Below are 20,899 nucleotides of genomic sequence, written 5' to 3' on the forward strand. Positions count from 1 at the left end.
TTGCACCAGAACCCTTTTATACATTAAAGGATATTTATGTTTTTTAATTATATTTTTGCAATTGTGCTGTGTTATAATTCTGAAATACTGATATATCTAGTAGGACTTATAGATTTCAGTTTATCATATGAAATGAAAAATTAAGCCATTATTTTTGAGGTTCAGGCTACCATTATTCAGACTATTATTCACACTAAAAGAAGTACAAGGAGGAAGGTATATCTATTAAAATAGTGAGGTATACCAAATTCAAAATGAATATTAAATTTAATAAAAAAGTAGTAGCATTCACGGCAGGATTAACGGTATTATCTTCACCATTGGTATCGTTTGCAGAGGAACAACAATCAGTAAACAATAAGCAATCTACAAACCTTCAAGTGCAAGGTAACACAGACCAACGTCAAACAACAGATGAACAGGCTTTAAAAAGTATTGAAGCTAGTTTTGAAGGGGTAGACGGACGTGGTGGAGGTACTGTCGAAAATAAGAAAGTAGATAGTCTTCAACGTTCAGAGGGCATTCATGAAGAAACAGGTACATTAACGGTTCCTAACAATTCAAACAGAACAAAACGTAGTCTGTCTCCCATATCACCTAGCACCTCTAGTACAATAAATGGTGTTCCATTCACGGAATGGATTGTTCCAGCAGGTAACGATAATATTCGTCCTCAAAACTATATGAGTCCAAAGTATATTACAATTCATGAGACTGATAATACAAGTGTAGGAGCAGGTGCTAGAAACCACGCTCAATACCTATATAACCAAGCAGTAGGCAGTACAGACCGAGCTGCATCTTGGCATTTTACAGTAGACGATAAGGAGATTTATCAACACCTACCATTAAACGAGAACGGATGGCACGCAGGAGACGGTGATGGTCCAGGTAATAGAGAATCTATTGCAATTGAAATCGCAGTTAACAGTGACGGTAACTATAGTAAAGCGGTAGATAACGCTAAGAAACTTGTAGCTTATTTAATGAAAGAAACTGGTGTACCGTTAAATAACATTGTAAAACACCAAAAATGGAGCGGTAAAATTTGCCCTGCTAACATGATTAATAATGGCCAATGGGATGCATTCGTAAATGGAGTTGGTGGGTATTATAATAACCTTTATCAACCAAAAGATGACATTACAGGAGGCTGGTATGAAGAAGCTATTCGAGAGTTAAATAGAAGAGGTATTATGATAGGGGAAGGAAACGGAGTTTTCGCACCCAATAGAGCGATAACAAGAGCCGAATTTGCTCAATTAATCTCTAAATCTCTAAACCTGCCAGCTGGAGATGCTTCATTTAAAGACCTAAACGATGCAAACTCAACTTTACGAGATGGTATTAAACGTACTGCAAGTGCAGGCATCATTCAAGGTAGAGGAGATGGTTATTTTGACCCAAACACACCTATTACACGAGAAGAATCAGCAATTATTGTAAACAAGGCTTTACAGTATAAAGGTATATGGGGACCAGTTGTAAACCTACCATTCTCAGACAAAGACCAAATTAGCTATAAAGAAGACGTACAAAGATTATATGGCCTAGGTATTGTAAGAGGTAAGGGTGACAATCAATACGACCCTAAAGGAACAACAACTCGTGGTGAAACAGCAACATTTATTCTAAATATGCTACAAGTAATTGAAAATGGTAGTGTTGAAAAGGTAATTGGAACGGCTCAAATTAATGGTATTGGGGTAAATGTTCGAAGCGGATCAGGTACAAACTATTCTATTGTTAGAAAGACAAGTAAAGGCGAAAAAGTTACAGTATATGAAGAAAAGAACGGCTGGCTAAGAATTGGAACAGGTCAGTGGATTTATTATGACTCTAGTTATATTGACTATAACAGATTATAAAAGACTTAATAGTTAAAAGAACAAATCATATTTGGATATATAATTTACTCTCAGGTTGTGAAGAAGACTTTCTCCACAACCTGTTTTTATGCCTGGCCCCCTTTACTTACCAATACTGATAAAAAGAGGAGAAGGAAGGATTCATTATAATGCTGGGATCGGTAAATCAATGAGATTCTTTTCTTTAATTTTCCTTTTGGAACACAGTTTTTTATTAGCTTGATGGATATGAGGTCCCGCCAGCATTTTGGAAAAAAACACGCTAAGAAAATTTTGATATTAAAAAGACTGATTAATCCATGCTTAGATTAATCAGTCTTTTAATATCAATGGATTTAATTAATCCATTCTTCAAGAATTGTTAATGTTTTATTTGTTGCATCCATCTCTATTTTGAAATCCATTGGGACAATTAACATCGGGTGAGTATGGCAGCAATCAAATTCTGCAATAAAGGGTATGTAACTTCCCTTTAGAACCTCTAATAGAATCTCAGATGGTTTTTTAGTTGTACCCAGTTATGTATGAGGCTTTGGCGTGTTTTATTTTCGTTTGGGAACAATTAATTTCTTAAGTCAGTACGTATATGAGGTGCCCCCTATAAGAAAAATATCTGTCTAAATTGAAAAGTTTTTTAGTTGTAACGGTTAATTTTTTGAATTGCTTCCGTAACATTAAATGGTCAATTTTTTGTAACATACCTAAAAAAACCGTCACAGTAATGTGACGGAAACATGGAAAAGTATTAATGTATTACTATTATTATTTATTTGTAGCTTTTAAAATATTTAAAACGGTTTTGGTTGCATCTGCAATAAGTTTATCATCGTATTCAGCATCTTCTTTGTCATGATTAGAGAGGATGGCAAGAACAATTGGTTTTTTATTTGGTGGCCAAATAACTGCAATATCATTCCTTGTTCCATAAGAACCTGCACCTGTTTTATCAGCTACTTCCCATCCTTTTGGTACGCCCGCACGAATTAATTTATCCCCAGTCGTATTTCTCTTCATCCAATCTACTAATAGTTCACGTTTCTCAGATGGTAGTACAGTTCCTAATGTAAAAGACTGAAGTGTCTTAGCGATTGCTTTTGGTGTACTCGTATCATGTGTTTCTCCTGGATTTACTTCATTTAATTCAGGTTCAAATCGCTCGGAAATAGTAACAGTATCACCAATTTCCTTCAAGATTTTTTCAAATGCAGATGGACCACCTAATTTTTTAAGAATTAAATTATGTGCTGTACTGTCACTATATCGAACAGAAGCATCTGCAAGTTCTTTTAATGTCATTCCTGTATCCACATGCTTTTCAGTAATTGGATTATAATTAGAAAGGTCTTCACGCGTATACGTAATCCTTTCATCAAGAGCTTCTATTGAGTTCTGGCGTAAAAGAGCGCCCACTGCTAATGATTTAGATGTAGAGGCAAATGCAAAACGATCATCTGATCGATAAGAAACAGTTTGATTCGTACCAGTATCCAGTGCATAAATACCAAGCTTGGCATCATATTCTTTTTCAAGTTTAGCAAAAGAATTATCACCAGTATTTTCTTGTTTAATTGGATTTGTTTGTTTCGTTTGTTTAGGTGATTCAGATGGAGTATTACTATTGGAACAGCCTATTAGTGTTACACATGAAAGTAATACGACAGATACAATCTTTTTGTAATATGTAATGTTAAAGAACTTGCTTAATATGAACATAAATTTTCAACCTCTTTCAAGAATATATGGTTTTTTCCTAGGTTTTTCATACTGATGTAAGTAAAGAGAATATGGGGTAACAATACTTCTACAGCTAAAATTTTATAGCTCAAAGCACATGCAAGATGTTTATATGATTGATAAGCTATTGTTTAAGTTATTCCTTCTTCAATCTGACTTGCAATGCTTTACCTGTAAAAGGATTAAGCTTGTATCTCTTAAATACTCATCCTTCTTTTGCATCCTTTTCCTTTGCAAAATAAAAAGTCCTTTCATATTTTTGTAATACTTAAAAATAGATTTCAAACGGGATTTATTATATCTAAATTGAACATCTAATTTTAGGAACACATTTAATAGACAACCTAAGTAATAAAATTGTTCCACTTTAATTTGAGGAAGAACTTGATGTTTAAATAAAATGAAAGTAAATTTTTAGCCAAAAGTTTACTTCCAAATTAGAAAAGATTAGGTCCTCAATAGGCTTTACCCCAGCGATAAACCTTACGATCAAAAACAAAGGGTAATTCAACTATCAAACTCATATAAAATTTTAATATTGTCTAAGCATCCATTAGGATATACAATTGATCATCTATTTTTCTTTACATAATCTCCAGATACAGTCCATATTAACTATAGATTCTTGCCTTATGCTAAATGTAATCAAAAAGCAAGTAGATAAAGATAATGAATAAAACATTAACTCTAGATACTTTTTTGATGAATATTACAAATAAACAGGAGGTAATGAAAAATGATTAAAACATTATTAGCAGGTGCATTTTTAAGTACAGGATTATTAGCGAGTGGTACAATTGGTGCAGATGATGCGAAAACGGACAATTTAAAGTCAAATGAAAATTCAAATCAAGTAATTACACAGAGTGCAGATGGAACAATGTCTTCCTCACAAAACTTTGATTTACCTAAAGATGCAGTGCCAGCATCTAAAGGAGATGTAAAAACTGTTGAAAAATCAAAAGGTACAGGTACAGGTACAGATTCTCAAGAAGGAAAAATGGTAGAAACAAAAGAAGGTACAGAATCACAATCTGGAAAACATGCAAGAACTGTTGAAAAATCAGAAGGTACAGGTACGGATTCTCAACAAGGAAAAATGGTACCAACAAATGAAGAAAATTAAATAATATATAGTTATAACAAAGAGCATCCAAAAAGGGATGCTCTTTTTATATTATAGGGATTAACTAGTTTTACTCAACATAAGCAGTAGGAGGAATTGAGGATTAGAACATAGGGTACTGTTTCTTCAAATTATGGTGTTTAGAGCAATAGTTTTGGTGGTAACGTTACAATACAAACAGTTTGTTAGAAATTTTTTGATTTACATAGACTCTAGATAGACTACATATAAACTTCAGATACTTGTTTTATGATACGAGTAATCAAACAAAAAAAGGGGGGGTTACAACAGTATTAACAGGGCACTCTTTTAAGTACAGGAGATTATTAGTAGATGGAGAAAATGTTGAAGATGTACAGACAGATAAAAACATATTCCATATAAATAAAATGAATTGTAAGAATGCACCATTCTTCTCTATTTACCTATACGTATATTTTTCATCATTTATTATAAAATGCATATTGATTTAAATCATTTTGTTCAAAATATTAAATCGGTATTTTGGGGGATTTATCATAGCTTTATATTTTACTTTTCTAAATTAACGTAATTTTCAAATATAAAAGTGCATATGTTAGAATTTGGTGTATAATAAAATCAACTCGTGGTTATAGTGTTTGCTCCGATTCAAATTTAACTTTTTTACATTATCTAAAAAAGAACTTGTAGGGATTCCTACAAGTTCTTTTTGTTTTTCTGACTCTACTCCTATATGAATTAGCTACCAATAAAAGAATTCTTTAATATTTTAAAGAGTTTTTTAAAAATATTTTTAAATTGCTATTAAAATATAAACTCAAAATGATTATGATGTGAGATAGCTAAATTTTAGCTGCAATTGCTTTAATAGTTAATCATGGAAAGGAGGATTTTTATATCATGCAAAAATCTATAAAGGCTTTTTACCTTAAAATTAAATTTGGGGGTTCAAAATGATTATCAACTATTCTTTATAGAAGTTCCACCAACAAAACGCCAATTTCGTACGCTAAGGAATTTTCAAGGAACACAACTTGATTTTACTGCATATTAAACAAAAATAGAAAAAAACCATAAAAAAGTTAAATATTAGCGGCTTTTTATTAATTAGGATCATTAAACTTATTGTTTTTCATGTTATGATAAATTCCAATTGATATGTAATTGATCGAATTGCTCGCTTTTCTCTGATATTTTTTGTAGAGAAAGGAGGGGAGGAAGATGGGACTAATAGAACTATGTGATTACTTATCCGATTTATTACATGATCCTATACAGGGGTTTTTGACAATAATTTTAACAGCATACGGAGAACGACTAGCAGATAATATTAAAAGTAGATCAAATAAAAGAACTGCACCTAGAGCCGGGAAGCATAAGGGCAGTTCTAAACGAAAAAAATAATATATTTTAGCAACCGATTAATTTACATTATCAGTTACCAAGAGAGATGCGCCAACATCTCTCTTTTCTTATAATTATTACTCAAGTATTACTGGTAATACTTAATTGAAAGTATAACAAAAACATACTTAGAAGTAAAAAAGTGATTTTTCGGAGAAAAGTGGCCATTTTGATAAGCTAAGTGCAATATCAAGACAAAGCGAATGCCATATAGTTCGCTCCATAAAACAATTACAATTAATTTGTTAAATTTCGTTATGTTTTCTGAATACGAGGCATTCCATACAACAGGAATTCTATGGAATCAACAACAACAGAAGGTATTAAGTGATGACATAGAAATTCATATTGTAGAGATCCCAAAACTCATGCAACAGTGGCGTAATGAACAAGTAAATCCCTGGGAAGATTCCTTTGTTCGTTGGGTATTACTACTACCAGCGAATGAAGATGAACACTTAACCCAAACATTGGAGGATATTGCGATGAACCAAGACCCTATTTTACAAAAAGCAATGAATAAATGGGAACGTATGAATCAAGATTTTTCTTTCCGACAAGCGTATGAAGCAAAGGAAAAATCCCTTATAGATGAGGCCGATAAGTTCGCTCATGCAGAGAACTGTCATTGCAGCATTTACATCTTTTATAATGAGTATTAATTTTCTTTGAATTTTATAGTGGCAACTACTTGAGCATGATCAGATTGTGTCTTATTTTCAATATCATCACATTTTAAATGCCTGTCAAACACCTTATATTCACTTACTCGACCAATGTATTCTTTATTTTTCTCATTAAGTGAATTAGATACAAAAATAAAGTCTAATACATTTCCTAATTTTCCATAATAATGTGTAGGCAATCTTTTTTGTCCGCTTTGATTTGGAGCTAAGTCAAAAGCATCATAAAGTTTATAATCGTAGACAATCGGTTGTTTCTCGATAGGGATTTGTGTATCTCCTATTTTTGAAAGTTTTTCTCTATTTGTTAATGCTTCTATAGGAATAGAGTGTTCATCATCATTGAAATCACCAAGTAAGATAATTGGAAGTTCCTTATTACTGTGTAGAGTTTCTGATATTTCATGATATAAGATTGCTGCTTCCGTCCCACGTTGTAGTAAAGATGCTACATGCCCCATTGAACGTGCACGTAAAGTTTCTAGTATTTGACTATCCCACATTTCACTTGGATTATAAACGATATCTTTCATGGCTGGTTTTTTTGATTTTAAATGTGAAACATAACAAACGATATCCCTAGAGCTATCAATACGTATCGTAGCTTTTATAGGAATTCGACTGAATTTGAAAGTTTTTCCTAAGGGGATTTCTTCGGTAATGGAATCGGGAACTTTAACTGGACTTACTAAGAGTATTGGATATTTTGAAGCTATAGCAACTACGGGTTTTATAAATACTAATGGTTCATTTATATCTGTAACAGGAGATTCTACTGTTGTAAAATGAGTAAACCCTATTTCCTCAACTAAGTTTTTCAAAGCATTTGTACTGAATACTTCTTGGAAACCAATAACATCGCAATTCATGTCTGATATTTGTTTTTTTATCCATTCTTTTTTCATTAACCACTCATCAGCTGAATAGCAGCTATCTCGCTCATACCATGCGAAAGGAGGTTCAACAAATTGAAATAAATTAAATGTCCCACAGCGAATTTGCATAAGCTTTCACCTTCTTTAGTTATGTAATTTGTAATACCGACATGTGTTAGCAGAAAGCATATTCCGTAATAAAGGGTATGTTAATAGTATGGAAAACCTCTAATATTTTTTATTGATATCATTATCTTTAATTTACACATGTTTGCTGAAAAATACACTCGGAATTTTATACAGCTTGTATATGTATAATTCATTCAATAGGAATCCCCTAGTATAAAATTATTTGAACTAAGAGAACTTAAAAAGGAATCAGAATTTTAGATAACTAGCTATTTTTATGCCCGAAAACATTTCGATTTCGAGTCAGACCAATCGATGCTATGAACATAGCATTGACTGAAGAAATTCTTTTAAAAATTGTTCTACCCATTCGGTATACAGAAACCCAACGATACACGAGATGAACGGAGCATTACACGAGATGAACGGAGCATTACACGAGAGTCAGTAGCTAAGCTAAACCCTCCAGAAAATTGATGTGTTCATAGCATAAAATTTATAAAAAAAGAAAACATAAATTTTAGTTATTAATATTGAAGTTTTAAAGAAAGAAAAAGGTGACTTTGGTTATGAAAGAGGAAAATAATAAAAAATTAGGACTTGCCCTTTCTGGTGGGGGATTTAGAGCATCTTTCTATCATATTGGAGTACTCGCAAGGTTGGCTGATTTGGGGTTACTTCGTTCTGTTGAATTAATTTCTACGGTTTCAGGTGGCTCTATTATTGGCGCGCTTTATTACCTTCATTTAAAAAAACTACTGGAAGAAAAGAGAGATGTTGAAATTAAAGATGAAGACTACCAGACGATTGTTGCAAAAATTGAAGTTGATTTTCTAAGAGTAGTCCAAAAGAATTTGCGTTTAAGAACCTTTCTTAATCCAGTAAAAAATATAAAAATGATTCTTCCTAATTACTCACGAAGTGATCATATTGGAGAGCTTTATGATAAATTTTTATACAGAAAAGTTCTTGATACAAATAACACCAAGCCTATAAAAATGAAGGAGTTAATTATCAAACCCTGCTGTGAGAGTAATTCTTTTCACCCACTTAAGGATAATGAAAATAGAAGTGCAAAAGTACCAATACTTCTTATTAATGCAACTATCTTAAATAATGGACATAACTGGTGTTTTAGTGCTTCGGATATGGGCGAAACACAAATTGACCAATCTAGAAAAAAATTTGATAAAAACTTTCGACTAAAAAGAATAGAATCGTATGATGACATATACAAACACGAAGATTTTGAATTGGGTGTAGCCGTTGCCGCTTCGGCCTGTGTGCCTGGAATTTTTGCCCCTCTTGCTATTAGTAATCTTTATGATGAGAAGGTACGATTACAATTAGTTGATGGCGGTGTCCACGATAATCAAGGAATTAGAGGATTACTAGATAAACGCTTAAATTGCACACATTTTATATTAAGTGATGCATCAGCACAATTAAAAGATGAAAGGGAGCCTAATGTACAGATATCCAATGTAATCAAACGTTCAAATAGTATACTATCGGACAACCTACGAGAACAGCAATTGTCCAATATAATTAAGGAACATTCAGATAATGTTGCCCTAGTACATTTAAAGAAGGGATTGCCCGTAAAGGAAGTTTCCTACTTTGATGAGAGACACAATCTTAAAGAAGAATCGAAACTTTATAACACGGAACAAACCTGCGAGACTTTCGGGGTCAATACAGATGTTCAAAACCTCCTTTCTGGTATTAGAACAGATTTGGACTCTTTTTCAGAAGTAGAAGCTTTTTCTTTAATGCTTAACGGCTATAGAATAAGTCAATATGAATTGGATAAAGTAAATATAAAAAATTTTGTTACAAATACTGCATTAAAAGTGGAAAGATATCAATTCTTTAAGATGGATTCTTGGATTTCATCACCTGTTATTGATTCTTATTATAAAAATCTCCTTGAAACTGCAAGCAAACGATTTTTTAAGGCTATTAGAATAAATTTGTTGGTAAAGTTTATAACTATTTTATTGGTTGTACTTATATGTGGAACTATTATAAGTACTTTCGGTTCAAAGTTTATTTACTGGGCAAATGAATCAATATCAAAAGGTCAATTATTATTATTGATTCTCCTTTTCATCACCCTCTTTATTGTATACAAAGGATTAAAATTTTTTTCACAAAGAATTCTTTCTGTATGGTTCTTGATAAACCTATTACCATTTCTTATTGTATCTTTAACAGGGTTTGTATTTATTGGACTTTATCTAATCACTTTTGATCGACTATTTCTATACTTAGGTAGTTTTAAAGTATTAAAAAAGGTAAAAATAAAGTGAAAAATATAAAGATAAATTGAAGTCGTAGAAAAACCGGTTCTAACATTTGAAACCGGTTTTTCTATATCTATTTGAGTATTTTGCACGTTTTTCACTCCAAAAGCTATAAAAACTCTAAGGGCATAAAAAAATTCCCCCCTAAATATAGAAATTTTTGAAGTGATTAAACTTCGAAAATCTTGAAGGAGGAATTCACTTTCTATATTCTACAAGAAAGTCTATGTCTCTTTAAAGAACTACAACATTGTATAGTTTTGATATCCTCTTCAAGCTCATTACTTTTAATGTTGAAATTGTACCTATTGCTATTAAGCCGTTCTTATTCGCATCACAAACTAATGATATTCTTTAAAAAGTGGATTTAATCCCATTCTGATACAAATAACTGAAGGTTAAAAAACATTTATCTATTAACTGCCATTGAATAATTCTCCTATTATTATTTTGGTTTAACCATACTACGATGCCTTAAATCCTTTTATTTTTTCTTCCAAATATCTAGAATAAATATAATTTAAATGAGTATGCTAATTGATGTTTGTTAATAAAAGGAGGTATTTACAATGACTACTTATCGACTAGCACCTTATACAATTGAACCAGCAGACGACAGAGCAGAAAAAACACCACCAGGAGTGGAGATGATTAAAGCTCCTGAAGTTTGGGATGATAGTATGCAGGGTAAAGGTATCGTAGTTGCTATTTTAGACACAGGATGTGATAAAAATCATCCTGATTTACAAAATCGTATTCTTTTTGGGAAAAATACTACAGAACATGGTGATGAGTCTGATTTTTCCGATATCGCCGACCATGGTACTCATGTTGCAGGAACAATTGCAGCAAATGGGACAGGGATTTTTGGAGTTGCTCCTCAAGCAAGACTTGCTATTTATAGAGTGTTCACTCCAACTGAAGATCCTAATCGCCCTGCAGCATTTAATGAACATATAATTGCAGCGATTAAAGACTGCATCAAGTGGAATCAAGAACATAATAAAAAAGATCACATTCGTATTATAAATATGTCGCTTGGTGGTCCACGTCCTGATGAAAATCTTCATAAAGCTATACAAGAAGCGGTTAAGAATGAAATTTTAGTTATTTGTGCTGCTGGGAACGAAGGGGATCCCCGTAGCGGTGGAGATTCTAGCGCTGCGAAAGATGAGTATGGTTATCCAGCTAGGCATCCAGAGGTTATATCTGTTGCAGCAATTAAATTAGATCGTTCATTTGTACCTTTCTCAAACACAAACCTAGATAATGATTTAACAGCTCCTGGATTCGGTATTTTATCGACTGTTCCTAAAAATAAGGATAATAACGATGGAGTTAAAGATGGTTATGCTACATTTAACGGAACTTCTATGGCAGCACCGCATGTATCAGGAGCCGCAGCGCTTATTATTAAGCAATGTGAAACTGACTTTGGACGAACTTTAACCGAAACTGAAATTTATGCTCAACTTATCAAACGTACAGTCTCATTAGGACTTGACCGTAGAATCGAAGGTAATGGATTATTAGATTTAACAGAGGGTTATAGAACTTTCCCAAATAGAAATCAATTATAAAGTTAAATTTGGTGGAAAAGCTGCTTCACAATAACGTGAAGCAGCTTTTTTGCACAAGTACCTTGTTATAGCACCCTTACAAGTGTATGTTAGCAAGCATGTTGGCTTATACCAACCGACATTCATCTTCCATCTAAAATTGGTGTTTCACACCTTCACATTTTTGAGGAAGAAGTCTTCTGTCAGAAAACGATAAAAGATTATGATCATACACAAATAAATGCTGAAAATTGATTATATATATATTTCTTTAAAGTTCCAAGACACAAAAAGAATATATATATATAAACTTTTCGCAAACAATAACTTGAGTGAAAATTTATCATTAGGAGGTACAACTATGCCTGTAGAACATTATGGCGTATTAAAAGGTATTGCAATTGACAAAGAAGAGGAAAGAGATGATTTAGAATCTCCTCATTACCAGATTCTTATGATTGGTGAAGAAAATGTAAAATATCGCATTGCTGTTAATGCACAATCTATTGCTGAGCAACCAGAACTTTTATATTTAGTAGATGAAGAATTTGATGCATCAGCAATTACAATTCTTCCTACAATGGATAATGGCTTTAAATCAATTGATGAAAATAATAAAGAAATCTCACTAGATTATATACGTAGCCAATTATTTGATCCCGCTAAGATGAAAATATTACCTTCTGATCTCGAAGGTAAAAATAATGATTTACACGATTTATTTAATAAGTACATCCCAAAAGCTATAAATGAAGAAGCAACAATATATATCTACGGCTCGAAATTTTCTAATAAGCGAGAAAAAAAAGACAAAGTTTTTGGTTTCAAACCAGTAAAGGGTATGCATAATGTTCATATGAACCAAGGAAATGAAGATAAACCTCCAGGAATAAAAGATCACGCAAAAGATAACGGGATATACCATGATGGAGGGATTTTAATCCAGTATAACGACAATCACTGGGTTGCTATCTTTTTAGCTTTTCAATCTCAATCATGGTGTACAGATGATCGTGGTTTTCCAACAGAATTTTGTGATCATACACAAGCTAACATTGAAAATTAAATATTTTAAATAAAAACCAAGTAATTATACTTGGTTTTTATTATGAAGATGATAAGTTATCTATTTTAGACTTATTAATATCTAGATAACGGAACACAAGTTATTATCGAAATTCAATTACAATCATTTTCAAACGAGAAAGCTCATCGCTTTTAGGCATGGGATAATAATGAGGTTGAATCCAAATTACCATATAGTTTTCTAGTTACACTTAATACATATGATAACGATTCGTTTTTTTGAATTTGTACCCTAAAAATACCATCATAAAAATATGTTTTATTTCGAATTTTTGATAAAATTAGGATATTAATATAAAATGGGGTGTTCAGTATGTTGGATACAACTAAAAATTTTCAAAAGTTAGTTTACTGTGATTTGGATAGATATTTAAATGAATCATCAAAAAAATTATCTGATTATCCTAAAATTCAAAAGGTTATTCGGGCGCACAAACAGAAATTGTGGAGTTTTGGAAGTTTTTTCGAAGAAACTTTGAAGAAATACTCCTCTGAAGATATCTCTTCAAAAATAAATAATCAATGTTTTACAAAGCCGTTTTTCTACGGAGAAAGGCAAGAATTGGGTTACTATTACTTAACTTGGGATATTCCAAAATTAAAAGAACTCATTCGAGAAAACGAAATTATTCCAAACACACTCATTGTAGACAACTTAGTAGATGAAGCACTAAATAATGATGTGAATTTAAATACAATTGATATGAATAGAGAAAATAATGAACCTATTATAATAGCCCAGCACCCTGTCGCAAATAACAATTACAGGGGAGTCATTATCGATGGAAACCATCGCATTGCTAGAGCTTATAAAAAAGGGAATCATCAAATCTTAGCATATGTTTTACCTTCATTTGTGCATATGAAGGGCATGCTTTTAGATCTAGATGTATTTCTTTTTAAATTAGCTTATAACTTCGACTTAATTACTAAATTCGTAGATCACATGTATGTAGTATCAGATGAGAACTTAAAAAAAGAATTGCATGATACATTGTTTAAAGTTTTGTATAAAATATAGTTCCTTTTACTCGGGGTACCGGCAGCATTTTTGAAAAAACCCACGCTAAGAGTATGCAAGATTTTATACAGTTTTTTGGCTAAAACAGTAACAAACAAGAACTCTAAACCCACAAGAGGATAGGAATGTATAAAAAGATGAATAGGGTTATAGAGAAAAGAAAAGACGAATTCCTTTTGAAGTAGGGATTCGTCTTTTTTCTTGCTACCGATAATGGGACGTTATGTTAATCAAATGTATATAGAATATACATGATTCTTTGTTCAACAGTCAGGTTGAACAAAGAACGCTAATTTAAATAATGCTTCTTATTCTTCCGTAAAGAATGCTTTTCGCTCTGTAGCAATCCAATTCTCCAAATTGTCTTGGCTACGTCGAACAAGTCGATTCACTAACACATCATGCCATACATAATCCTCTAATAAGTATATATGAACGGGGTCATCTGTATAAAAAGCAATATTACGCTTTTCAAGTGATGGTCCATAAATCATCTCTTTAGAATCTATCGATACAATAAACCAATGTTCTGTAGACAGGGTTTCTGTATAAGGTGTTATGCGATGGGCTTCTAGATTTTTAATGGGATTTTCAACATGCAGGGTAATACCTTGTATTGTAACTTTATCAGCTACTTCACATAGATCTTCTTTTAACGCTTCATACATCTCATCCCACATTGAAATGACAATACGTCGTTCTGCTTTTTTTATTAATGCCTGACAATAGCTAATGATTGTTTTATTGTCTTTTAAAGTAATGACTCGATTATCCGTTTTTTCCTCGGAAGTTTCTAGTGTTTTTAATGAATCACTGATTCCTTCATAAGTAGACTGCCATTCTGATTGCGCCTTTTGTAAAAAGATTTCAACAGGCAGAGGTGAATAGCGAGTGGTGTCATTTATTTCTTCCTTCATGACAATTCCTTTTTCTACAAGGTTACCTAAAATCTCATAAATTCGCGCTCTTGGGACACCTGAATCTTTACTTACTTGGTAGGCTGTGACAGGCCCTTGTTTAACAAGAGATACATAAGATTTAGCTTCATATTCATTGAAACCAATTTTTTTAAGCTGTTGCACTATGTAGTCCACTTTTTTCGTCCTCCGATGTTTGCTTTTATATTTCAACGTTACAATAACTGTTTACATTTAGCAAATTATTAGTTACTATTCGAATAGTGACTAAAGGGGGGTTAATAGTATGGATTTTTATTTAGACCCATCTGTATTAATGATTTTGATTGTTTTTGGATTTGTAGCTGCATTTATTGATTCAGTTGTAGGTGGTGGTGGACTCATTGCTTTACCAGCTTTATTATTTACAGGGCTGAATCCAGCAAGTGCAGTAGCCACGAATAAATTAGCATCGACAATGGGGTGTGTAACTAGTAATATTGTGTTTTATCGTTCTGGTAACCTGGATTTGAAATCAGGGTTTAGATTATTCCCACTCACTTTTATAGGTTCCATAATAGGTGCATGGACCGTTCATTTAATGAACCCAGAGGTACTGAAGCCATTGATGCTGATCATGCTTGGTGCTGTTGCTATTTATACGATATTCAAAAAGGATTGGGGGAGTATTTCCACTCATAAGAAATTGTCCGGTCGACACTTCATTATTTTTACTGTTTTTGTTTTTGTTATTGGTTTTTATGATGGATTTCTAGGTCCTGGCACAGGTTCATTCTTAATGTTTTCGCTTTTATTTATTGGGTATGATTTTTTAAAAGCAGCAGGTAATGCGAAGTTGCTTAATTTAGGAAGCGATATGGGTGCATTGTTAATGTTTATGTATGTAGGACAAGTAAACTATGCGTATGGTTTCATAATGGGAATTGCACAAATTGCTGGAGGGATTATCGGATCTAAATTTGCTATAAAAAAGGGAAGTGGGTATGTTCGTGCCCTTTTCATAACAGTAACTTGTTTATTATTAGCAAAAAATATTTATGATTATATTCAATAACTTCTAAAATTAACTTCCTATATCGAATTTTACGTCAACTAGCCTCTTTTGTAGAGGCTAGTTCTTTGCATAGCGTGGTTTTTATCCGTTTTGTGGCCTGTATCCATGCCATTCTAATTCTTTATTCTCTAATCTTTAAAAGGAGCATTCATCACCCAATCTGAAAACCCCATACGAAGCATAGAAGAACTCAAATTATTTGGCTGTTGCTGTGTATTTTTTAGATTGGAATCATATTTAATAAGTTCAATCATAGCTTTTTTGAAACCTAATCGAGGATAAACCTCAATTATAAAATTAAATGTTTCCTCCGGAATGTCTTCTATACGTAAACCAACTACATCCATTCCCGCCCCGAAATGAACTAACGCAATCTCTGGTTGTTTTTCTTTAGCAATTTCTGAGGTGTGTAGAATAATAGCTTCACGTACCACATCAATTTTATCTTGTGAAAAACCATAGGAATGAAGGAATTTTTCTGCATGATCAGCACCTTCATATTCAAATGAATGTTTACAACATACATGCTCTGTAAGGCCAACATCATGTAAAATAGAAGCAAGATAAAATAACTCCTGATCATATTTAAATCCATATTTTTTTCCCAATGCATCACCAAAAGCATATGTTCGTAAACAATGATTATAAAGAAATTCTGGAGAAATCTCGTAAACCAATTGAGTAGCTTCTATTGCTACTTTACTATCTGGAATAATAATGTTATGCATAATTTCCTCCTTAGTTTTAATTATCTTCAATAAATTCATGTCAGATACCATTAGCATGATAAGAATGTTACATGCTAACCAAATGCTAACTCTCTCACTATCTCCTTTTAGAAATTCTAATCTTATATCAAAAAAAGACCGAACGGTCTCTTTTAAGGTAACTTATTATATGTTAATGTACAACTAAAACATATTACAATTTTTCAACAATAATAATGGAGGATATTATGCAAAAAGGTGAACAAACACGAAGAAACATTGTTTTAAAATCGGCAGAACTGTTTAATCAAAAAGGCTATGCTGGCTGTTCGATGAATGACATTATGGAGGCTACAGGGCTACAAAAAGGGGGGATTTATCGTAATTTTAAAAGTAAAGATGAGATTGCTTTAGAGGCATTTGAATATGCGATTGAGACTGTCTCTCAACATTTTTCTGAGGCGATATGCAATGCTAATACAACATTAGAAAAGGTTGGTGCTTTTTTTAATGTATATGAAGATGTAATAAATAACCCACCAATAAAAGGGGGGTGTCCTTTACTGAATACTGCTGTAGACAGTGATGATACGAATCTACTGTTAAGGGAAAAGGCACTTGAAGTTTTCTATACATTTCTCAATATGATTGAAGGGATTATAGTAGAAGGGATTCAGAACAAGGAGTTAAAACCGGATATCGATACAAAGGCGGTAGCTTCCTTTATTATCGCAACCCTAGAGGGAAGTATTATGGCCAGCAAGTTAGAAAGGGATAATAAACATGTTACTTATAGTAAGCAACACGTGCTGCGTTATTTGTTTATGCTAAAAATTTAGCCCGCTTTATGTTTTGAGAAACAACGGGGCTTTTGGCTTAATGGCGATGAGACTGTATTCGAAATAGAAGGATAATCTAATAAGAATAAAATCTATGCTAAAATCCATTTTTTATATGTATCTCACCTAAATTCCTTAAAAAGCTGATTAGCCCTTAGCGTTTAGGAAATCGGCTTTTTCTATGTGAAAAATTGCTTAGCATACAGGGAATCGGTTATTTATGTCCAAAATGTGTCTAAACGTAAAATTTTCTTTTTGGATATGGTGAGGCCAATTAGTTCTGAAGATGGACATGCTACAATATCTGATTACGTTAATATTTAAATCCGAAAAGGAGAAAGACCACTATTTTAGTGGTCTTTCTCCTTTTCGGATTTCCTTTGATGTAAATATTATCCATATTATTTGCACAATCATTAAGCTGACTGCAGTTATTATGTCCGTCTTATTAATTTAATTTTTCTACAATATATCCAGAAAATGGTGAATGTTCAGGGTTTTATTTCTAAATACTCTAAATATTTACATAAATTAAAAGGTAGAATATGCTTAATTTGTACCAAAAATTTTATTGAAAAAAGGAGATGGTTATATGTTAAAAAAACTAGTTGTAGGAGCTTTAGCAGGAGCAATCGGTATTGGTGGGTTAGGAACTGTAGTTACAACGAAGGCAAGTGCAGCAGAACAAGAAGCTGTTACATTACCATCAAGTTATTTGAATAAAAATGTGGGTTTATTTATTGCACAATTTGGTAATCAAGCAAAAACTTCTGTGAGAATTTATGGCGATGAGGTAACATTTAGAGTTTGGAAATTACAAAATCCATTTAATATGGAATATTACGAAAGAATTGTATGGTCAGTAGAAAAGCCAAGTACTGTATCAGAGAAATATGGACCTAATAGATATATTACAACTGCATGGGCTCCTCCAACTGATTTGAGCGATGGAACGAATACAGTGGAAATAACTGAACGGTTAGAAGATGTACCAGAGATATACGAAGGCTTAACAGTGTATGCATATGCACAAGCTAAAAACGGGAAATTTTATTATTCTGGTGAGACCGTAGTAGAAGGTCGATAGATTGAATAATAGTTTTATGGAATCAAGCTAATTAGTATGATTTTCTCTTTATAAATTATGAGATAGTTTGTCTTAAATTTTTACATTATTTAAAAAAGAACTTGTAGAATTCCTACAAGTTCTTTTTGTTTTTCTTATTGTAATTAGGGTAGAAACTGTAGCTTTAAAATAAAGTTTGATTAAAAATATCGTGTTAATCCATATTCTACGGTAAATAAAAAGAATCCATTTTGAAAAAGATTGATCAAAATGGATTCTTATTCAGCAAATTTATGTTTCGGTTTTATAAAAAAGTCTGATTATTTTCTACCTGTGTTGCCCCATAATTGCGCCTGATTTTTGAAAAATCTATCGCCCTTTATGCTTTTGTTTAGCTTTTTGTTTTTTTATTTCCCGCTGTTTTTCTTTGAATGCATCATCAAGCCCTTTTTAGACAGCCTCTTGTTACATTAATCAAGAATTTTCGTTTAGGCTTAGAATTTTTTTTGTAATTTCATTTCTTTCAGTACTTGTAAAAATCATTAGTTTTGGAGCTGAAGGGAGGTTGAAATTTACATGAGAATGAGATAATTCAAAAAGAAAAGTACCAATTAATTGTTTATTTTGGTTTTCAATTACAATCCAAAAGATACGTTTGTCATGATCAGGCGTTCCCCATTTTGCTTTTTCAATAGAATTTCTAAAATTTAAGCACCCAGCAATAATAAAGTCATCTTCCTTTGTTTTTTCAGCAGACTGAAAACCTGCTTTCTCAAGCTCTTTCCATGCTGGAGGAAGTAGGTTATCTAAGTACATACCATAGGTGGCATCTTCATACTTCGGAAATAATTTTTGGAGTTCCTCAATAGTATTTGCAAGAACTTCTTCCCAATGGTCCTTTAAATAGCCAGATACTTTTTGTCCTAACTCTTCAATTGACATTTCGGGTTGAATGTTTAATTTTGACACTTAGATCCCTCCATCATTTTTTATTACGTACTCCTTAATCTTATAACATTAAAGCCAATTATAAAGTTTTCAATTGTATATACTTATTTTAGAGGGGATTAAATGATAAACTTTGTAATAAATTTAATGTTGATAGGGATGAAAAAGAATGAAAAGTAATATAAGGCCTATTGATATTGCGAAAAGGTTAAATTTAAGTACTAGCACCTTAAGAAGTTACGAAACAAGGGGGATTATCCCACCCACAGAAAGGGTGGGTACAGGATATCGAATCTATACGGAGGAACATTTAGCATATTTTGAATGTATAGTAGCCATGTCACCCGGGTTTGGAATGGAGATAACAACAGCTGTATTAAAAAAACTGCAACAAAAAAATTTAAATTCTGCCCTCTGGATAATCAACGAGATACAAGCAGTCACCTATCAAGAAAAAGAGTTAGCTACTAGAATAATAAAAGACCTAAACAATATCATTGATTCTCAATCGATAGCAAATAACTTAATGACGATTGGAGAAGTAGCAAATAAAACAAAAATTTCTACCTCTACTATACGATATTGGGAAAAAGAGAGATATGTTAATTCAAAGAGAGGTGAAAATAATTATCGCTATTTTAATTCATATCAGATTATTAAAATTTTGTTAATGAAGCTTACACAAAACGCTGTGTATTCACACGAAATTGTTCAATTAAAAAAATCTATTAGAGATTTGGAGGAATGCAACATTGAAGGGGCAAAAAGCATTGTCGAGGAGTGCCAACAGCATTTAAATAAACGTAATCAAGAACAGTTACATGGACTATACTTTTTGTATCGATTATGTGCAAAGTTAGGATTAAAATAACTAAGAAAATATTTAACATAGGGTAATTTTGCTCAAATCCCCGAAAAGGGGGAATAAGATTGATTCATTATAAATTTATATGTTATTTCAAAAATACAATTTAGCTATATTTGAAATATATCGATATAATTGTATAAGTTTTGAAATATATATTTTAATGTTTAATCTAAATCTAATTTACAATATTTTTCATTAACGACCCTTTAGATAAACAGATCCAATGGGGCAAAACATCACGTCTTTTTTATAAACACCGTGACTTTATTTAAAAGCAACAGAAACAATAAGAAAGTATTTATCGCTAGTTTGCTAACTAAAATTTTTAGACTATAGAATGAATCATTAGACTGATAGAAAAATAAGCAAAAGGGGAAGAACCACCAATATTCTTCACCTTTTGCCTGTAATTAGGGTTTCTATATTAATGAATATAGAAGATTATAAAATGTTGGATGCAACAGTTTACATTCAAAATTATAGCAAGAGTAACAGGTGTTTTTTTATGCAATATTGCATAAAAGATTATAATTTATCAAATATACATGTCTAATGAGGAACATAAAAACTCCATATAGGATGAGTTTAATCCTTATAGTTTCTTTATAGTGAATTAAAAGCGGCAAAAATAAAAAGATTAATTTTATCAATACGAGTTTTTTCTTTTACATATTAAAATGGAAGTACCCTTTCACTGTATACTGACCTCTTCACAAATGGTGAAGGG

Annotated in this window: 17 protein-coding genes and 2 pseudogenes; 13 read left to right on the forward strand and 6 right to left on the reverse strand. The window is 32.1% G+C overall.

Going from position 1 to position 20,899, the window contains the following annotated elements:
- The first annotated feature begins 254 nt into the window (after nt 1-254).
- Nucleotides 255-1,868, forward strand: coding sequence for an S-layer homology domain-containing protein (locus ACTFN4_RS26445; RefSeq protein WP_439963036.1), 1,614 nt, complete (start codon nt 255-257; stop codon nt 1,866-1,868).
- A gap of 335 nt (nt 1,869-2,203) precedes the next feature.
- Here ACTFN4_RS26445 and ACTFN4_RS26450 read toward each other — a convergent pair.
- Together ACTFN4_RS26450 and blaIII are read right to left on the reverse strand one after the other, a co-directional pair.
- Nucleotides 2,204-2,383, reverse strand: a pseudogene (locus ACTFN4_RS26450) (LD-carboxypeptidase); the annotation flags it as partial.
- 247 nt (nt 2,384-2,630) lie between these two features.
- Nucleotides 2,631-3,581, reverse strand: a complete 951-nt coding sequence (blaIII, locus tag ACTFN4_RS26455; protein ID WP_439963038.1) for a class A beta-lactamase BlaIII — start codon at nt 3,579-3,581, stop codon at nt 2,631-2,633.
- Nucleotides 3,582-4,338: 757 nt separating this feature from the next.
- Between blaIII and ACTFN4_RS26460 the strand changes: the two genes are divergently transcribed.
- From ACTFN4_RS26460 to ACTFN4_RS26475, 4 genes and pseudogenes are all read left to right on the forward strand, one after another.
- Nucleotides 4,339-4,728: an alpha-ketoglutarate permease gene (locus ACTFN4_RS26460; protein WP_439963040.1), complete on the forward strand. Its 390-nt coding sequence runs from the start codon at nt 4,339-4,341 to the stop codon at nt 4,726-4,728.
- A 242-nt stretch (nt 4,729-4,970) separates the two neighbouring features.
- Nucleotides 4,971-5,201, forward strand: coding sequence for a hypothetical protein (locus tag ACTFN4_RS26465; protein ID WP_439963041.1), 231 nt, complete (start codon nt 4,971-4,973; stop codon nt 5,199-5,201).
- Between the two features lie 730 nt (nt 5,202-5,931).
- Nucleotides 5,932-6,114: a hypothetical protein gene (locus ACTFN4_RS26470; RefSeq protein WP_166572513.1), complete on the forward strand. Its 183-nt coding sequence runs from the start codon at nt 5,932-5,934 to the stop codon at nt 6,112-6,114.
- Nucleotides 6,115-6,311: 197 nt separating this feature from the next.
- Nucleotides 6,312-6,737 (forward strand): annotated as a pseudogene (locus tag ACTFN4_RS26475) (Rpn family recombination-promoting nuclease/putative transposase); the annotation flags it as partial.
- A gap of 35 nt (nt 6,738-6,772) precedes the next feature.
- Here ACTFN4_RS26475 and ACTFN4_RS26480 read toward each other — a convergent pair.
- On the reverse strand, nt 6,773-7,801 hold the full coding sequence (locus ACTFN4_RS26480; protein ID WP_439963042.1) for an endonuclease/exonuclease/phosphatase family protein: 1,029 nt from the start codon (nt 7,799-7,801) through the stop codon (nt 6,773-6,775).
- A gap of 569 nt (nt 7,802-8,370) precedes the next feature.
- On the opposite strand from ACTFN4_RS26480, the gene ACTFN4_RS26485 reads away from it, so the two are divergent.
- From ACTFN4_RS26485 to ACTFN4_RS26500, 4 genes are all read left to right on the forward strand, one after another.
- On the forward strand, nt 8,371-10,113 hold the full coding sequence (locus ACTFN4_RS26485; protein ID WP_439963043.1) for a patatin-like phospholipase family protein: 1,743 nt from the start codon (nt 8,371-8,373) through the stop codon (nt 10,111-10,113).
- Between the two features lie 563 nt (nt 10,114-10,676).
- Nucleotides 10,677-11,687 carry a S8 family peptidase gene (locus tag ACTFN4_RS26490; RefSeq protein ID WP_439963044.1) on the forward strand — a complete coding sequence of 337 codons (1,011 nt, stop codon included), beginning with the start codon at nt 10,677-10,679 and terminating at the stop codon, nt 11,685-11,687.
- Between the two features lie 340 nt (nt 11,688-12,027).
- Nucleotides 12,028-12,732 carry a DUF2278 family protein gene (locus ACTFN4_RS26495; protein ID WP_439963045.1) on the forward strand — a complete coding sequence of 235 codons (705 nt, stop codon included), beginning with the start codon at nt 12,028-12,030 and terminating at the stop codon, nt 12,730-12,732.
- A 333-nt stretch (nt 12,733-13,065) separates the two neighbouring features.
- A complete protein-coding gene (locus tag ACTFN4_RS26500) occupies nt 13,066-13,773 on the forward strand; it encodes a hypothetical protein (RefSeq protein ID WP_439963046.1) in 708 nt (235 codons plus the stop codon).
- A 308-nt stretch (nt 13,774-14,081) separates the two neighbouring features.
- Here ACTFN4_RS26500 and ACTFN4_RS26505 read toward each other — a convergent pair whose 3' ends face one another.
- Nucleotides 14,082-14,867, reverse strand: coding sequence for a TrmB family transcriptional regulator (locus tag ACTFN4_RS26505; protein WP_439963048.1), 786 nt, complete (start codon nt 14,865-14,867; stop codon nt 14,082-14,084).
- 109 nt (nt 14,868-14,976) lie between these two features.
- Here ACTFN4_RS26505 and ACTFN4_RS26510 point away from each other — a divergent pair, with 109 nt between their 5' ends.
- Nucleotides 14,977-15,744: a TSUP family transporter gene (locus tag ACTFN4_RS26510; RefSeq protein WP_439963049.1), complete on the forward strand. Its 768-nt coding sequence runs from the start codon at nt 14,977-14,979 to the stop codon at nt 15,742-15,744.
- 128 nt (nt 15,745-15,872) lie between these two features.
- Here the strand turns inward: ACTFN4_RS26510 and ACTFN4_RS26515 are convergent, their stop codons facing one another.
- Nucleotides 15,873-16,472: an HD domain-containing protein gene (locus ACTFN4_RS26515; RefSeq protein WP_439963051.1), complete on the reverse strand. Its 600-nt coding sequence runs from the start codon at nt 16,470-16,472 to the stop codon at nt 15,873-15,875.
- 227 nt (nt 16,473-16,699) lie between these two features.
- Here ACTFN4_RS26515 and ACTFN4_RS26520 point away from each other — a divergent pair, with 227 nt between their 5' ends.
- On the forward strand, nt 16,700-17,290 hold the full coding sequence (locus ACTFN4_RS26520; RefSeq protein ID WP_439963052.1) for a TetR/AcrR family transcriptional regulator: 591 nt from the start codon (nt 16,700-16,702) through the stop codon (nt 17,288-17,290).
- Nucleotides 17,291-17,882: 592 nt separating this feature from the next.
- Nucleotides 17,883-18,377, forward strand: a complete 495-nt coding sequence (locus ACTFN4_RS26525; protein WP_439963053.1) for a hypothetical protein — start codon at nt 17,883-17,885, stop codon at nt 18,375-18,377.
- 453 nt (nt 18,378-18,830) lie between these two features.
- Here the strand turns inward: ACTFN4_RS26525 and ACTFN4_RS26530 are convergent, their stop codons facing one another.
- The gene (locus ACTFN4_RS26530) at nt 18,831-19,325 is read right to left on the reverse strand and encodes a DUF6022 family protein (RefSeq protein ID WP_439963054.1); all 495 of its coding nucleotides are present in this window, start codon (nt 19,323-19,325) and stop codon (nt 18,831-18,833) included.
- A 148-nt stretch (nt 19,326-19,473) separates the two neighbouring features.
- Here ACTFN4_RS26530 and ACTFN4_RS26535 point away from each other — a divergent pair, with 148 nt between their 5' ends.
- Nucleotides 19,474-20,175 carry a MerR family transcriptional regulator gene (locus tag ACTFN4_RS26535; protein WP_439963055.1) on the forward strand — a complete coding sequence of 234 codons (702 nt, stop codon included), beginning with the start codon at nt 19,474-19,476 and terminating at the stop codon, nt 20,173-20,175.
- Nucleotides 20,176-20,899 lie beyond the last annotated feature (724 nt).

The organism is Bacillus cereus group sp. MYBK95-2, assembly GCF_051915225.1.
GTDB classification, from domain to species: Bacteria; Bacillota; Bacilli; order Bacillales; family Bacillaceae_G; genus Bacillus_A; species Bacillus_A cereus.

Coding starts and splice junctions, on each gene's coding strand:
- ACTFN4_RS26445 (WP_439963036.1), top strand. CDS start 255: ATGAATATTAAATTTAATAAAAAAGTAGTAGCATTCACGGCAGGATTA.
- blaIII (WP_439963038.1), bottom strand. CDS start 3,581: ATGTTCATATTAAGCAAGTTCTTTAACATTACATATTACAAAAAGATT.
- ACTFN4_RS26460 (WP_439963040.1), top strand. CDS start 4,339: ATGATTAAAACATTATTAGCAGGTGCATTTTTAAGTACAGGATTATTA.
- ACTFN4_RS26470 (WP_166572513.1), top strand. CDS start 5,932: ATGGGACTAATAGAACTATGTGATTACTTATCCGATTTATTACATGAT.
- ACTFN4_RS26480 (WP_439963042.1), bottom strand. CDS start 7,801: ATGCAAATTCGCTGTGGGACATTTAATTTATTTCAATTTGTTGAACCT.
- ACTFN4_RS26485 (WP_439963043.1), top strand. CDS start 8,371: ATGAAAGAGGAAAATAATAAAAAATTAGGACTTGCCCTTTCTGGTGGG.
- ACTFN4_RS26490 (WP_439963044.1), top strand. CDS start 10,677: ATGACTACTTATCGACTAGCACCTTATACAATTGAACCAGCAGACGAC.
- ACTFN4_RS26495 (WP_439963045.1), top strand. CDS start 12,028: ATGCCTGTAGAACATTATGGCGTATTAAAAGGTATTGCAATTGACAAA.
- ACTFN4_RS26500 (WP_439963046.1), top strand. CDS start 13,066: ATGTTGGATACAACTAAAAATTTTCAAAAGTTAGTTTACTGTGATTTG.
- ACTFN4_RS26510 (WP_439963049.1), top strand. CDS start 14,977: ATGGATTTTTATTTAGACCCATCTGTATTAATGATTTTGATTGTTTTT.
- ACTFN4_RS26515 (WP_439963051.1), bottom strand. CDS start 16,472: ATGCATAACATTATTATTCCAGATAGTAAAGTAGCAATAGAAGCTACT.
- ACTFN4_RS26520 (WP_439963052.1), top strand. CDS start 16,700: ATGCAAAAAGGTGAACAAACACGAAGAAACATTGTTTTAAAATCGGCA.
- ACTFN4_RS26525 (WP_439963053.1), top strand. CDS start 17,883: ATGTTAAAAAAACTAGTTGTAGGAGCTTTAGCAGGAGCAATCGGTATT.
- ACTFN4_RS26535 (WP_439963055.1), top strand. CDS start 19,474: ATGAAAAGTAATATAAGGCCTATTGATATTGCGAAAAGGTTAAATTTA.